At 54.9% G+C, this 14,711-nt stretch carries 11 protein-coding genes and 2 pseudogenes; 10 read left to right on the forward strand and 3 right to left on the reverse strand.

The window, feature by feature from the left end:
• The first annotated feature begins 116 nt into the window (after nt 1-116).
• Both MK6180000_RS19705 and MK6180000_RS19710 read left to right on the forward strand, forming a co-directional pair.
• On the forward strand, nt 117-374 hold the full coding sequence (locus MK6180000_RS19705) for a type II toxin-antitoxin system ParD family antitoxin (protein ID WP_138936611.1): 258 nt from the start codon (nt 117-119) through the stop codon (nt 372-374).
• A complete protein-coding gene (locus MK6180000_RS19710; RefSeq protein WP_138936612.1) occupies nt 371-715 on the forward strand; it encodes a type II toxin-antitoxin system RelE/ParE family toxin in 345 nt (114 codons plus the stop codon). The genes MK6180000_RS19705 and MK6180000_RS19710 overlap by 4 nt, the downstream gene beginning before the upstream one ends.
• Nucleotides 716-730: 15 nt before the next feature.
• Here MK6180000_RS19710 and MK6180000_RS19715 read toward each other — a convergent pair whose 3' ends face one another.
• Nucleotides 731-1,786 carry a tyrosine-type recombinase/integrase gene (locus MK6180000_RS19715; RefSeq protein WP_171054733.1) on the reverse strand — a complete coding sequence of 352 codons (1,056 nt, stop codon included), beginning with the start codon at nt 1,784-1,786 and terminating at the stop codon, nt 731-733.
• A gap of 299 nt (nt 1,787-2,085) precedes the next feature.
• On the opposite strand from MK6180000_RS19715, the gene MK6180000_RS19720 reads away from it, so the two are divergent.
• From MK6180000_RS19720 to MK6180000_RS19750, 8 genes and pseudogenes are all read left to right on the forward strand, one after another.
• A complete protein-coding gene (locus MK6180000_RS19720; RefSeq protein ID WP_138936614.1) occupies nt 2,086-3,042 on the forward strand; it encodes a DUF1403 family protein in 957 nt (318 codons plus the stop codon).
• A 2-nt stretch (nt 3,043-3,044) separates the two neighbouring features.
• Nucleotides 3,045-3,629: an SMC-Scp complex subunit ScpB gene (gene scpB / locus MK6180000_RS19725; RefSeq protein WP_138936615.1), complete on the forward strand. Its 585-nt coding sequence runs from the start codon at nt 3,045-3,047 to the stop codon at nt 3,627-3,629.
• 164 nt (nt 3,630-3,793) lie between these two features.
• Nucleotides 3,794-5,080 (forward strand): ATP-binding protein, encoded by a 1,287-nt coding sequence (locus MK6180000_RS19730; protein WP_138936616.1) that lies wholly within the window; start codon nt 3,794-3,796, stop codon nt 5,078-5,080.
• Nucleotides 5,081-5,516: 436 nt separating this feature from the next.
• A pseudogene (locus MK6180000_RS20920) lies at nt 5,517-6,296 on the forward strand (TerB N-terminal domain-containing protein); the annotation flags it as partial.
• Nucleotides 6,297-6,935: 639 nt separating this feature from the next.
• On the forward strand, nt 6,936-7,757 hold the full coding sequence (locus MK6180000_RS20805) for a tellurite resistance TerB family protein (protein ID WP_246040641.1): 822 nt from the start codon (nt 6,936-6,938) through the stop codon (nt 7,755-7,757).
• The gene (locus MK6180000_RS19740) at nt 7,750-9,057 is read left to right on the forward strand and encodes an ATP-binding protein (protein ID WP_138936617.1); all 1,308 of its coding nucleotides are present in this window, start codon (nt 7,750-7,752) and stop codon (nt 9,055-9,057) included. The genes MK6180000_RS20805 and MK6180000_RS19740 overlap by 8 nt, the downstream gene beginning before the upstream one ends.
• A 9-nt stretch (nt 9,058-9,066) precedes the next feature.
• Nucleotides 9,067-11,259, forward strand: a complete 2,193-nt coding sequence (locus MK6180000_RS19745) for a DEAD/DEAH box helicase (protein WP_138936618.1) — start codon at nt 9,067-9,069, stop codon at nt 11,257-11,259.
• 250 nt (nt 11,260-11,509) lie between these two features.
• Nucleotides 11,510-12,475 (forward strand): annotated as a pseudogene (locus MK6180000_RS19750) (IS481 family transposase); the annotation flags it as partial.
• A gap of 20 nt (nt 12,476-12,495) precedes the next feature.
• On the opposite strand, the gene MK6180000_RS19755 reads toward MK6180000_RS19750, so the two are convergent.
• Together MK6180000_RS19755 and MK6180000_RS21085 are read right to left on the reverse strand one after the other, a co-directional pair.
• Complete coding sequence (locus MK6180000_RS19755) at nt 12,496-14,388, reverse strand: ATP-dependent nuclease (protein WP_171054734.1); 1,893 nt, start codon at nt 14,386-14,388, stop codon at nt 12,496-12,498.
• 100 nt (nt 14,389-14,488) lie between these two features.
• The gene (locus tag MK6180000_RS21085; protein ID WP_138936620.1) at nt 14,489-14,677 is read right to left on the reverse strand and encodes a KTSC domain-containing protein; all 189 of its coding nucleotides are present in this window, start codon (nt 14,675-14,677) and stop codon (nt 14,489-14,491) included.
• Between the last annotated feature and the right edge of the window lie 34 nt (nt 14,678-14,711).

The raw sequence follows: 14,711 nt of genomic DNA on the forward strand, positions 1-14,711 counted from the left end.
AGGATGTTCGGTGGACGCTAAGGTCCCATGTGTTCGCTTAAATTTTGCGAAGGTTTCAACTGACATGATTGATCAAACCGAGGTGATGGCATATATTGCCAATAAGGAGGTGGCCCATGGTTACACGCAATGTGGTGCTGACAGAGTCCCAAGATGAGCTGGTTCAAGGCCTTGTTTCATCTGGAAGATATCAAAATGCCAGCGAAGCCCTTCGGGCAGGCTTGCGGCTGCTCGAACGCGAGGAAGCCGGTTTGGCCGACCTTCGAAGCGGCTTGAGGCAGGGGCTGGCACAGGCGAAAAATGACGAGTTAGCCGATGGTACGGGCTCTGACGCCATTCGCCGCGCCTTCGGTAGAGCCCGTTCGCAAGCGTGACACGATCGTTTCGCCTTACGCGACGCGCAGAGGACAGTCTTGTCGATATCGCGAGATGGACGATTCAACAGTTTGGTGTCCGTCAGGCAGACATTTATGAGACCGAACTGGTCGCAAGATGCGAAGCGATTGTGCGTGGCGATGCGGTGTCCCAAAGTTGTTCAGTCCTTATCGATGACGAAGCTGACCTGCGCTACGCTAGGGCAGGGGAGCATTTTGTCGTGTTCCTGGAGCGCTCCACTGAGGTATTGATCGTAGATTTCTTGCATTCGCGCAGTGATTTACCCCGCCATATCGCAGCTTTGGGGACACTCAAGAATGACGGCTCGGACAAGGGTTAGTATTTCGCCAACACCTTACAGGCCCGCAGCTTTGGTCAGGTTTACGCGGAATCGGTCCCTGCGCCGCTGATATCGCCGTGTCATCTCGGCGGACGCGTGGCCGAGGTGTTTCTGGACGTAGCGCTCATCAACTTCGGCCGAACTCGCGAGGCCGGCGCGCAGGGAGTGGCCGGAGAAGAGGGCTAACCGATCTTTCTCCGGCAGGTCCGCGCGAATACCTGCGCTCAGTACGGTTTGCTTTATGAGGCGTGCGACGTGCTTGTCCGTGAGCCGTGCGGGAAGGGTTTTCTTCCCGTCACGAGAGGTCCGAACGAACACCGGCCCAAAATCGATCTTGGCAAAATGTAGCCACTGCTCCAGCGCGTGAACGGGGCAGGTTTGGTCACTTGATCCCCGGCCGACTTCCACTTCACGCCATCCTGTCTTTGCATTGAGCGTGAGCAGGGCGCCGTCGTCGGAGATATCTATCCAGCCACCTGACTCTGGCGTGTCGTCTTTGCCGTGATCCAGGCTGACGATCTCGGATCGCCTGAGACCGCCCGCATATCCCAGAAGCAGGATTGCCCGGTCTCTAAGCCCCCGCAGATCGTAGGGCAGGGTGGCGACCATGGCGAGGATGTCGTCGCGCAGGATCGCTTCTTTCTGCACCGGCGGCCGCGCATGTTTGCGCTTAATCCCGGCCAGCACGCTGGCGATGTGGCGGTTCTTGCGGTCGAGGGTGAAGCCGCGTTGCTGATAGTGCCAGGCAAGACCGGAGAGGCGCCGTTCAATGGTCGTGACCGTTATTGCCGGGGTCTTACCAACTGGCGCAGCCATATCCGCCAGATAGAGACCGATCATCTCGGGCGAGGGCGGCAGGGGATCCGCACCTTTTATCCGGCACCATCGCCCAAAGTGTTTCCAGTCGGCAGCGTAGGCCTTGTTGGTGTTTTCGGCTGTGGAAGCTTTGGCGTAATCGCGCGCGGTATCGACAAGGCGGTCAAGCGTGCCAGAGCCAGCGACATGCGAGGGCAGGGCGATCCCATCGCTTTTTGCTTGATCTCTCTCGTCTCCGTCGTTCTGTTGGCCCATATCAGAGGGGCTCCGAGAAAGGCGCGTTCGAGCGTCGCGAGAGACAGCGTCTTTTGAGGCATCTTGCCAACAAACGACGTCCCTGGGCAATATTCGATGCATCAGAGTGGGATGAAGTGGACCTCTCGGTCTCTGAGTCCATTATTTCCCCTAAAATTCGCTAATTTTGAGACTGTCCTGCAGCGTAATCTTTTAGGTCCGATAAGACAACCTTATTGGACATAACGCAGAGATGTAAGGTGGGGCGGTTAGCGCAACATTTTCTGGAGTAAAGCGCCGCGTGGGTTTAGGCTTTCGGGATGAACCAAGCCGCTAAACCCACTCTGAGCGCTACCAAGAGCATACAGTTGCTACCCGGCTGGATCACCCTTCCGCAGGACGATACCCCTGAAACTGTTGCGTTTATATCGGGGGCGGCCCTGGCCACGCTAGATGTGGTGCTGCGCGATTCGGGTGCCAATTTGCCCGGTGCGCTGTTGCGGGACCGGTTGGCGCTGGATGCGGCGGTCGCGTGCTTAAAGCTGGAAGGGCGCAGTGACTCCGCCCCCGATATCCGGGACGCGGTGTCTTTGGCGCGGCCAGTGCGACTGGGGCGGGCAGGGGATGCTTTGGGGCCTGCTGGTGACATGTTTGTGGCATGGCGCAAGCTGGCGCGGGTGAACTTGGCCGCGGGTGGCTGGAACGACCGCGTCAGGACGGTGGTGCCCGCCGCGGTGGTGGACGTGCTGCCGGATTTTGGCGCCCCTGCAGGACCGCCGGTTGCACAGGCAAGCCGGATACTGGCGGACGTGCTGCGACAGTTTCCCCGCGAGGAGGCGGCGGCATTGAGGTTGGCGGATCTGACGCTGGCCCGCGCGGTTGGGTGGGATCGGCCCATGCCGTTATTGGCGGCGCATCTGCCGCGCAAGGATATCCGCGCGATCGCGGACGGGGCAGGCGATCCAGGTCCTCGTGTGCATCTGGCAATGATTGCGGCCTGCGATGGGGCCATTCGCAGGGCTGCGGATCTTGGGAGGCGTGCCGCCAAGTTGCAGGCCATTGCGCCAACCCTGCGGGCCAAAGGATCAAATGAGGCCTTGGCGGTGTTCTTGAGCCATGATGCAGTGTCGCCATCGGGGATGTTGTCTCCGATGATACAAGGCACGTCGGTCCCAATGACAGACCGTGCGGCACGGCGGCTCTGTGATCGTTTGGTGGAGTTGGGCGTCGTGCGCGAACTCACTGGGCGCGCGACGTTCCGGCTCTACGGGGTGTGAACATGACCAAGGAAACGCCCGAGTTAGACACTGAATTGGAAGACCTGCCGCCGGACCTGCGGTGGCGGGAATGGATGGGCCGGATCGAGGCGGTGATTTTTGCCAGTGCGGCACCGGTGCGCGCTGCGGATCTGGCGCGCGTTGTGGGGCAGGGCGCCTCGGTGGATGTGCTGATCGAGGATATCAAAGCGGACCTGGCCGGTCGTCCCTATGAGCTGGTCGTGGTTGGCGATGGCTGGATGATGCGCACGCGGGTGCGATTTGCAAGAGCGATACGCGCGGCGGCGGACGTGGGCGACCAGCTGGTAGACTTGAATGAATTCGAAGTCGCTGTGCTCGCGTCGATTGCCTATCACCAGCCACTGACCCGCGATGGGTTGAAGGATATTTTCGGCAAAGATATCAACCGCGATCTAATCGCACGTCTGCGAGCGCAAGAGTTGATCACCACCGGACCGCGCAGCCCGCGGGCCGGGGCACCCTATACCTATGTGACGACGCAGAAGTTCTTGGTGGTGTTCGGGATGGAAAGCCTCCGCGACTTGCCTGATCACGAAGGGTTACAGGATGCTGGTCTGGCGAGTTGACACGCAGAAGCTCATGTAGTGTGCAAATGGTGAGCTTCCTAATGAGCAAATGGTGAAGCTTCTAGTAGACAAATGGTGGACATTCTAATATGCAATCTGTGGTAAGGAACCAGACCCCTCACACGGTATGTTTTCCACAAAGTTCGAAAGGGAAGCTCCGATCCATGAGTGAAACAGAAGACTACCTGCCAAGACACCTCATTCCAGAGCTTGAAGATGCAATCGCATCAGCACGTGTGGTTAACCTCATAGGTCCGAGGCAGGTCGGCAAGACGACACTTGTAAGAGACTTGTTTGGCAATGGCCGTTTTATCACTTTGGATGACGCTGCAGTCTTGGCCGCCATTGAATCGGACCCAGAAGGGCAGCTCGCCAGTCTGATGGAAGACCTAGACCGCGCACCGCTTATCATTGATGAGGCTCAGCGGTCTAAAAAGCTGGCTCTGGCAATTAAGAGGGTTGTGGATACCAATCGGCGCAAAGGGCAGTTTGTCCTTACCGGATCCTCCAACGTATTTACGACCACTGACGTAGCTGACTCGCTTGCGGGCAGGATGCGCACACTTAAGCTCTGGCCCTTGTCAGTTGCCGAAGTCAAAAGAGCACCTGTCAGCCGCCTAATGGATTGGGCGATGCAAAAAGACCCGAAGCTAGGGCAAGTGGTTGATCCAGAGCCGGTCAGCCGAAGTGACTACATTGATCTCATTCTGGAAGGTGGCTTTCCTGAAACCAGAACGCTGCCACTCAGATCCCGTCAGCGGCAGTATCGGGACTATATCGACGCGGTCGTTGAGCGCGATGTGGCAGATATCACGCCGGTTCGGAAGCCAGATGCCCTGCGTATCCTGATAGACCAGATGGCGGCACGGTCGGCTCAAGAGATCAACGCGTCCGAACTCGCCAAACTGACCAAGCTGCAGCGCGCTACGGTCGAACAATATCTAGATATCCTGATACGGTTATCAATGCTCACCAAGCTGGGTGCCTGGACATCGGGTGAGGGCAAGCGGGAAATCAAGAACCCAAAATATCACTTCGCAGATTCAGGCATAGCCTGTGCCTTGCGCCGCTTCACTGAAGATACCTTTACCATCGACAACAATCCGCAAGCCCTCGGCGGTCTGCTTGAGAGCTTCGTTTTGAACGAGATCCAGCGTGCCGTCCCAATGCAGGCCGCTGACTATCGGCTCTATCACTGGCGCAGTGCGGACCAGCGAGAGATTGACATCCTGATCGACGGCGGCAGCCATCTGGTCTGTGTCGAGGTCAAAGCTTCTGCATCAGTCAGCGGAGATGATTTCAAACACCTCAAATGGTTCTCAAAAGACGGACCCGGTCGTAGTCGGGCATGTACCGGCATCGTGTTCTATTTGGGTCAGAAAAAACTCACCTTTGGTGATAGAAATTTTGCACTCCCCGTGAGCGCCCTGTGGAGTGACATCAATGATTAAGCCTTGGCATCCTAGGACCTGCCTTGGTCTGCTCTCATCGTGACGCGGACCGAGAGCGTAGTTATTGAAAGTCGCAGAGATTTTCGCTGCTACTTTAGCGATAGTGATTGCATCGCAAATCACGCAATCTAGTGTGTTCCGAAAGAGGGTTTCGTTAATGGCATCAATTCTAACGTTTTTTCGAGTTTTATTTTTTTTCGCGATTTATTTTTTGATATGCATGGTGGCCGTAGTGACTGTGTTGCAAGGCTGGCCCGTTGGCGGTCAAATGCTCTTTGCCTTTGGGTTGCCTATCTTGCTTGTGTGGTTGCAAGAGCGCAGAAGGGCACGGAAGGCGCTCAGCAAGCCGGATACGGTTGAAGATAAAAAACAGCGTAGCCATTCACCCAACATCGCGCCGCGCATTTCCGATAAAGAGATTGTCCGCAAACCTCCGATGAGCGCTGAGAAGCCAGCCGCATCTCCCCAACTGCCGCCTGAATTTCCAAAACAGGATCACGCTGAAATTGTGCGTGCTGGCCAGTCTGCGGCACCAGCACTTTCCGCCATTGCAACGCAGTATGAAAACGCGCGGCCAAAAGGACAAAAGACGCAAACGAATTCACGTAGGAGTGGCTGGATATCTGCGGCAGAGACAGCGACCGTTGCTGGACGAGATATCGGTGGAATGGTTTATGTCGGCACGCCGCCATTGCTCAATCAGCACGGCTATCAAGACAAATGCAGAGCATTCATTGACCCGTCTCTTTCTGTCGCTAGGACAGGGGACGATAGGGCAGGGGAGGGCATGTCGTACTGGCCTGGGTACTCCGATATTTCAGCACGAAGCAGGGCTACCTATCTTGAGTGGTTGGCAAGTGGCCGTTCTGACCCATCCTATAATCCGGGTTACATGTTTTTGTATTTTTACGGGTAAGAGCGGCGATTTTTCGTCGACCAATCCAACGCAGATGCAAAGGATATCATCGCGGAAGTTCGGAGATTGATTTCTCTTTATCCTGAAAACCATTCGGTGAAACGATACTTGGGTGAATTTCTTGATATCGCGACACTTGCCGAAACTGAGTTTGAGGCGCTGGAGCCGACCTTTGAACGCCAGGGTTGGGAGCTTCCATTTTCGTTGAAGTATGCGATTGGCGCGCGTCTCGATAAGGGAGAAAACCTGAGCGCAGACTGGGTCCTGAGCTGGTTGATTTGCCATCCAGAGAGCCATTTACGCACGCCCGCTACGCGCTGTCGTGAAGAGTTTCTGGCGTTGTTCAAGATCCGGTTCGACGATCGCTTTCCCAATGGGCTAAAGGTCAGCAAGACGCGCAAACACCTCAAAGCAACGTATCGCGCAGCCTCAAGCGAGTTCGAGGGGACACTCAACCCAACAGCCGACGGCAAACCCGTTCCAGATATCTCCGGATTGCGAAAGCCGGTCGAGATTGCGCAGGAAGTCGCGGACGAAGTCATAGACGGCCTTGATAAGCTGAGCCGCTATCTTGGTCGGAACCCCGAGGGTCGCGGAAGCATCGAAGCGCATGCCCTCTTGCCACTAGATCTGTGGACCCTGTTCCCATCGACAGAAATGGAAGCGCTGAAAGAGTGGGCGAGGGGGATCATGAAGAGCGGCGGACTTATTCCGCTGGCCGACGTGATCGAAAAGCTCGAAGGACAGCGCAGCACGAAAATTGGCAAGCGACAGCTAACAGGGGCGGCAGATGCTTTGGCGCGTCTTGGATTTGGGCTGGCACCTGATCCACGCTTTGCACTGCGTTCCCCGAAACCGGAAGAGCCTGTGGTCTTGTTTGATCTCGGCGAGCAGATCGAAAAGCTGGAAGATGTTTCGGCAAGTTATCAGACTGCGTTGATGGAGTTAGCTCTTGCCTCGTTTGTCGCCCATGCTGATGGGCGTATCGCCGAAGCTGAACGCAATGCGTTGGAGGCTCAAGTTGCATCTGTTGAGGGGCTGAGTGAGCAGGAGCGCCACCGGCTTCAGGCAAATATGGTATGGTTCCTTGCTGTGCCGCCTGACATGACGCTGCTGCGCCGCAAACTCAAAGATGTTGGTGTGGAAGACCAAACGGCGATGCGTGCGGCCTTGGTGGGTGCGGCACACGCCGATGGTGTCATCCAATCCGAAGAAGTCGCCAGTATTGAGAAGGTGTACAAGGCATTGGGTCTTGATCCGTCGCTTGCGTATTCAGACCTGCACGCTGGAGAAATTGCGGATGCACCACGCACTGTTCGCGCGGCCCAGCCGGGCAATTCTGGAGAGGCCATTCCTGAGCTACAAAAGGCAACCGGGCCAGTGCTGGATGCATCGCGGATTGCGGCTATTAGATCAGATACGGCGCGGGTGTCTTCTGTCCTTGGACAGATATTTGAAGCCGAGGAAGAAGCAGAAGAGGGCAGGGACCCCAAGGATGTAACGCTGTTTGCTGGGCTAGATGCAAAACATGGGGCACTGCTGTTGGATTTGGTGGGTCAAGAGAACTGGACCGAGGACGCATTCGAGCAGCTTTGCGGAAAGCATGGATTGATGCCGTCAGGTGCATTGGAGGCCGTAAACGAGTGGGCCTTTGAGACTCATGATGAAGCCTTGCTGGACGAGTATGATGGATATGACGTGTCTCCGGAGATTGCGGATGCGGTAAAACAAAAATTGGAAGGGGAGGGGCGTCATGTCTAAATTGAAGCCACGTGAACGCGATGCAATTGTTCAGGCTTTGCGGGCGGGGGTCGTGCCAAAACTGGGCCTGCGTCATATTCAGGTAGGACGCGTTCGCGAGATCGAAGAACTTGTGAAGGACATGGAACGTATCGCGGACGGCGGCTCAGCCATCCGTTTCGTTATCGGGGAGTATGGATCAGGCAAGACCTTCTTTATGAACCTGATCCGTTTGGTGGCTTTGGAAAAAGGGCTAGTGGTGATGTTCGCTGATCTTGCCCCTGATAGACGTATTCACGCGACGGGAGGTCAGGCACGTGGCCTCTACGCAGAGATGGCGCGCAACCTGTCGACGCGCACAAAGCCCGACGGCGGTGCATTGGCCAGTGTGGTTGAACGGTTTGTCAGCCAAGCCCACCGAGACGCCGAGGAAAAAGACGTGCCGACTGGCACCATTATCCGTGAGCGTCTGAGCCATTTCGAAGAACTCACTGGTGGCTTTGAATTTGCTGAGGTCATTCGCCGGTATTGGGAGGGCCACGAGAACGGGGATGACGAGCTCAAATCTGCAGCACTGCGCTGGCTGCGGGGAGAATTCGCAACCCGCACGGATGCACGTAAGACCCTTGGCGTGCGCACGATTGTCGATGATGCGAGCGTTTACGATCATCTCAAGCTGATGTCTGCTTTTGTGTGCGAGGCCGGTTACAAAGGGCTGCTTGTCGGCCTCGATGAAATGGTGAACCTGTTCAAGCTGACATCGTCCCAAGCGCGCAATGCGAACTACGAGCAGATTCTGCGCATTTTGAATGACGTCCTTCAGGGCAGCGCGGAGAACCTTGGGTTTCTCATGGGAGGCACGCCAGAGTTTTTGATGAACACGCGCCGTGGGCTTTACAGCTACGAAGCCCTGCAATCGCGGCTGGCAGAAAACACCTTTGCCCGTGATGGTCTTGTTGATTTGTCGGGGCCGGTTGTGCGGCTGGCAAGTCTGACGCCAGAAGATCTGTTTGTTCTGTTGGCCAATGTCAGACGCGTCATGCAAGACGATGAAACGGCTTTGCCGGATACAGCGTTGGAAGCCTTTATGAACCATTGCTCAGATCGGATTGGAGAGGCCTATTTCAGGACGCCGCGCAACACGGTGACGGCCTTTGTGGATCTGTTGTCGGTGTTGGAGCAAAACCCAGGCGTCGAGTGGAGCGATCTAATCGAAAAGATTGACGTTTCGGAAGACCTTGGCGAGGATATGAGTGAAGTAGAGGAAACGACTGGCGCTCAACCGAGCGGTGACGACGATCTGATCAGCTTCAAGCTCTGAGCCTCGAGGATGAGCAGCGCCTTTGACCAACTTGCCCGCCCCGTCCAGAAGTGGATCAGACAGCAGGGGTGGCGTGAGCTGCGCGACATTCAGGCGCGTGCAATTTGGACTATTTACGAAAGTGACAACGACCTCATCGTCGCGGCATCGACGGCTGGCGGCAAAACAGAGGCCGTATTTTTCCCGTTGATCTCTCAGGTGCTGGATGCGCCAGCAGAGGGTGGCGGGTTCGACGTGCTCTATATTGGGCCACTCAAGGCGCTCATCACCGATCAGGCGGGACGGCTGGAAGGCATCTGCCAAGAGGCGGAGCTTCCAGTGGTGCCGTGGCACGGCGATGTGTCGCAATCAGTCAAAACGCGTGCGATGAAAAACCCCAAAGGGATACTATTGATCACGCCAGAGTCGCTTGAGGCATTGTTCGTACGTCGGGGCTTGGAAATCGCGCGCCTGTTCGGTGCGACCCGAGCTGTGGTGATCGATGAGTTGCACACTGTGCTCGATAGTGAGCGCGGGGTGCAATTGCGATCTTTGCTCACTCGTCTTGAGTTGGCAATCAAAAGGCCCATACGCCGGATTGGACTATCTGCGACGCTTGGCGATATGGATCTTGCCCGCGCTTATCTGCGGCCTGACAATGCGGAACACGTCACATTGATCGAAGCAGACGGCGGAGAAGCGGAACTGAAACTCCAGCTACGGGGATATCTGTCCGGTGGAGAAGACGACAACACCCCATCTGCCACAGACGCTGTCGCAACGCATTTGTTCGCGCATCTACGGGGAAGCGATAATCTTGTGTTTGCCGGTGCGCGTCAACGTGTCGAGATTTACGCTGACCGACTGCGCAATCTGTGCGAGCAAGAGCATCTTCCCCAAGAGTTTTATCCTCACCATGCCAGCCTTTCACGCGATCACCGCGATTTTGTTGAACGGCGCCTGAAAGACAGCAGCAAACCGACCACGGCTGTCTGCACGTCCACTTTAGAGTTGGGTATCGATATCGGTGATGTAACCTGTGTGGCGCAAATTGGCGCACCTTTCACTGTCGCAGCCCTACGGCAACGTTTGGGGCGTTCGGGGCGCAGGGAGGGTCAGCCAGCCATCCTTAGACAATACGCGGTAGAAACGAGGCTTTCTTCGGATAGCAGCTTTGTGGATCGTCTGAGATTAGGCTTGATCCGGTCTATTGCGATGATTGATCTGTTGCTGGAGGGCTGGTGTGAACCACCCAAGCCGCAAGCGCTGCATCTGTCGACACTTGTCCATCAAATCCTTTCAGTGGTCGCGCAGCGGGGAGGGGCCCCAGCAAATGTTCTTTACAGCGTGCTTTGCCGCGAAGGGCCATTTCGCCAAGTCAGCACAGCAATGTTTACGGATGTGCTGCGCGCGCTCGGTCATCCTGAAACAGGGTTGATAGAGCAAACAGACGGCGGGTTGTTGCTGTTGGGGCAAACTGGGGAACGGCTGGTCGAGCACTATAGCTTTTATGCTGTGTTCAAGACCCCCGAGGAGTACCGACTGGTTTCAAACGGGCGGGATCTTGGGACATTGCCAATCGACAACATCCTTTCGCCGGGGATGATGCTGATCTTTTCAGGACGCCGCTGGTTGGTCCAGGAAATCCATGACCGTGAGAAGGTCATCATGGTCAAACCCGCCAAAGCAGGTGTGCCGCCTGTGTTCGGTGGTGACCCGGGCGAGATCCATGACAAAGTGATCGCGCGCATGTTCGATGTGTTGGAGGGCGATACCAAGCCCCTCTACATGGACGGGAATGCGCTTGAAATGCTTGAGGAGGCGCGGCTGAACTATGCGCAGATGGGGTTCAGTAATGCGCGCCTAATCAATTTGGGCGAAGAGACCTCAATCATCGCAACACGAGTAGGGACAATGAAAACGACAACCTTGGCGCTTGCGCTGAGAGGGTTTGGGTTTTCTGTCGAACAATATGATGGGTTCTTACAAGTGGAAGCGGGTTACGAAACCCGGCCACTAACCGAGGTTCTCAAGAGCATTGGAGAAGGTGAAGACGTTGATCTATTTGCAGATGCTGGGAACCTATTGACCGAGAAGTTTCACCCGTATTTGACTCGCGAATTGTTGGAGCTGGATGCGATTTCATCAAAGCTTGAGCCACTTAACCTAATCACAGTGGTTGAGACGATTTTTTCAAACCACAGGAAAGATGGACTCAATTAGAGAAGTGACCATTCGGCACTTCTACGTCAAGGCCTGCTTTTGCAAAAGGCGTACGCGCTTCTGGCCAAAGCTATGTGTTCTACCAATTTAGATATTTGATGCCGAACGCGGTTTGAACCCAGTGCCGGACAGTTTTGCAATACGCATAATAGCTTACGTGTTCCATCCCGGATGATCACATAAGCCCTCGGCGGTCTGCATTTTTCATGGCAAGATCGGTTCTGAGGGACATTCGGGACGGGGTGCGACCATGCTGATCCATCTTCACAAGCAAGCGACGACAACGCCGAAGATCCGGGCTGCGATCCAAGCGAGTACGGAGCCTGCGCCTTTGCTGGCAGAGCGCTTCGGCATCACGGAGCAGACCGTGTATAAGTGGCGCAAGCGCGACAGCGTCGAGGATCGCAGCCATACGCCGCATCGGCTGCAGACAACGCTGACGCCCGCGCAAGAAGCCGTCGCCGTGGCGCTGCGCAGGACTCTGTTGGTCTCGCTGGACGACCTTCTGGCGGTGGTGCGCGAGTTCCTGAATCCAGACGCTTCGCGCTCTGGTCTGGACCGCTGCCTGCGTCGGCATGGCGTAGGAAACCTGCGCGATCTCAAAGCCAAGGCAGCCGTGCCGAAACACAGCGCCTTCAAGGCCTACGTGCCCGGCTACATCCACATCGACGTGAAATACCTGCCGCAAATGGCCGATGAGGACCGACGCCGCTACCTTTTCGTGGCAATCGACCGCGCGACACGCTGGGTCTTCATCCGCGTCTTCAAGACCAAGACGGCGGCCAACGCCCGGCGCTTTCTACGTGACCTGGAACGCTCTTGCCCGCTGCGCATCCGCACGGTTTTGACTGACAATGGAAAAGAGTTCACCGACCGGCTCTTTGGTTTGCGCAAGCGCGCCGCGACAGGTGAGCACGAGTTCGACAAACTCTGCGCCGCTCTCGCTATCGATCATCGCCTGACACCGCCGAAGTCGCCTCAGACCAACGGCATGGTCGAGCGCTTCAATGGCCGCATCGAAGAAGTGCTGCAAAGCCACCATTTCCGATCAGGCGAGGAACTGGAGACGACGCTGCACCGCTACGTCTGGCTCTACAACCAGCAGCTTCCTCAATCAGCCCTGGGCAGCAAGACGCCCTTGCAGGCGATGAAGGACTGGCACAAACTCAAGCCAGAGCTGTTCAAGAAACAGCCATACTACCTGCCGGGATGTGACACTTACGAGGGGCAAATTCATTATGCCAGTAACGCAGTCACAACCTTTTCTAGAACAGGAAATTTTCTACCAGCCTCCCAAGCAGACGACATTGAGGCTGCAACATAAAGCGGATGCTTTTTTGAACCTCTCAGATTGCCTACAGCGTTCCTTCCAGCCTGGTGGAAGGCTTCGCACTCAGAGCCAAACTCCTGATCTAGCGTGGACTCTATATCGATATGCCAAGCTGTAAGGTTTTCCCTAAAAACGTGCTCATCAGGAAACTTTCCTAGTTTACCGTGGCCCGCAAGTTCTAGGATTGCGTCGTTGTCGCGAATGTGTTCGTTGCGGGCGCCTTGGTATTTATCAGGGTTTTCTCGGAACTTCTCTTCGTAACCCGAGTCGCAATCGAAAATTACATGACATGGTATGCTGAAACTCTTTGCAATTAAGAGCATAAGTGCAAGTGAGCTTTTGCCTTCACAAACAACAATGGAAGCACCAGATTTCTGGAAATCTGATTTCTTACCCGAGAGTCGAAGGTAGGCCTCGAGACAGGCGAGATCCGATATTCCTTCGACTAGCACAACTTTCTCAGCAAAGAAGATTTCGTTGAATTTCGGTTGTGTTTGGATGGCCAGCTTTGTTCGCGCCTGATCCTCGTTGTGCAATGCCTTGTCAAAGGCTGTATTGTAATCGCTCAGAATGTTCGAAAACGATGACTTAGACACCGAAACCGATCCGGACACATTGCGGAACATTTTAATGCCATCAAAGTGCTCGACCTCCACAAAGTAGGGACTGTGCGTCGTGATTAAGACCTGAGCATCACCTTTTGATAGCTCCATCAGGATTTCAGCGAGATGCCGCGCTTGTGGTGGGTGTTGATACAATTCGGGTTCTTCACACCCTAAGAGCAGCGTTGGGCTGACCGTGCCATCAACCGCCATCAGCTCTTGAAGGATAACTAGCAGGAACGAACGCTGTAGTCCGTGACCAAATTTTTCAACATTGTCGAGATAACCTCGCTCAGAGAGTTGAACTTGTGCCACAGGTTCTTGAACGGAGACTGACTTTTCGTCTTTCTTCCAGTCCAAAGTTAAGTCGGCGTCAGTCATGACGGCCGCCTGCAACCTTTCTGCTAACCGGCCCTGCAGCGCGGTCAAGTGGGTCCGTTGATTAGATAAGAGCTTCAAATAGGAATCAAGTGCTTCAGTTCTGATCCGGTCAAGTTCTGCGTCATAGTCCATCCCAGATCTGATGGTGTGCTGGATCAGCTTGCCCAGATGAGATGTTTTCGCTTCTTCGGACTCGCTCGAAGCATCCTTGACCGCAGGAACATAAACCCAACTGATATGGCGTTGGAATTTGTGTGCGCCTTTACTGACGCCGAAGAATTCGGCACCACTTACAGCTAACTGCTTTTCGGTATCTGGGAGTGCCTCCTCGTAGTCTGCAAGGGCCGCACGACGATTTTCGTCATTGGTGGCGTTTTCAAGTCCTTTGTGTTTTCCTTGCAGGCGCTTGAAAATATCGCCGCGTTCCTTCGCGGATTTAGCTTCAAAAAATTCTTTGAATGGAGAGAAGACAAGGCGCTCCCCGCGCACGGACTTCTTGAAAGATCCGTCTGAGTTAGCCGCCACTTCCGATTGAACCACAAGAAGACCCGCCCTCACATAGTGACTAAACTCTTCCGCCGCATCGTCACTTAGGTGATGAAAAGTGATCTTGATCACGATAGGAGCGCTCGTGTCGCGGTTGTGAAAATCTTCTTCTGAAAACGAATTAATTTCTCCGAAAAATACGTTAAGTGCATTCAAGACCGTCGATTTCCCTGACCCGTTCGGGCCAACAAACGAATTGAACTGCGTGCAATCTAGAGTCTCGCGTTTGATTGATCTAAAATTGTGAATTTCAACACTTTTTATTTTCAAGGTAGCACCAATATGTAAATGAAAGGGACCGACACATATTTGCCGGCTTAAGGTAATCTCAAGACGCTGTTGAACTCTACGATATCACCGCGCATCTTGGTTAGACTCCGTATTGGTCTCGAATGTGATCATTGAAAAACGTTCCTTTTGACCTTGCTGCAAGGAGCCTCTCGAAGATCGCTTCGGGAACATTGTAATATTCGTACCTTCCAGATCCCGTGAACCAGATCGAAAGTGTTCCACTGTCCCATTCAATACGAGAGATGGCAGATGAGTTTACGTAGGGCATTCGGATCTCCGATTAATGGCGTTTGGACCGTAGA

This window comes from Roseovarius arcticus, from assembly GCF_006125015.1.
Taxonomy (GTDB): Bacteria; Pseudomonadota; Alphaproteobacteria; order Rhodobacterales; family Rhodobacteraceae; genus Roseovarius; species Roseovarius arcticus.

Coding starts and splice junctions, on each gene's coding strand:
- MK6180000_RS19705 (WP_138936611.1), top strand. CDS start 117: ATGGTTACACGCAATGTGGTGCTGACAGAGTCCCAAGATGAGCTGGTT.
- MK6180000_RS19715 (WP_171054733.1), bottom strand. CDS start 1,786: ATGGGCCAACAGAACGACGGAGACGAGAGAGATCAAGCAAAAAGCGAT.
- MK6180000_RS19720 (WP_138936614.1), top strand. CDS start 2,086: ATGAACCAAGCCGCTAAACCCACTCTGAGCGCTACCAAGAGCATACAG.
- scpB (WP_138936615.1), top strand. CDS start 3,045: ATGACCAAGGAAACGCCCGAGTTAGACACTGAATTGGAAGACCTGCCG.
- MK6180000_RS19730 (WP_138936616.1), top strand. CDS start 3,794: ATGAGTGAAACAGAAGACTACCTGCCAAGACACCTCATTCCAGAGCTT.
- MK6180000_RS20805 (WP_246040641.1), top strand. CDS start 6,936: ATGGAGTTAGCTCTTGCCTCGTTTGTCGCCCATGCTGATGGGCGTATC.
- MK6180000_RS19740 (WP_138936617.1), top strand. CDS start 7,750: ATGTCTAAATTGAAGCCACGTGAACGCGATGCAATTGTTCAGGCTTTG.
- MK6180000_RS19745 (WP_138936618.1), top strand. CDS start 9,067: ATGAGCAGCGCCTTTGACCAACTTGCCCGCCCCGTCCAGAAGTGGATC.
- MK6180000_RS21085 (WP_138936620.1), bottom strand. CDS start 14,677: ATGCCCTACGTAAACTCATCTGCCATCTCTCGTATTGAATGGGACAGT.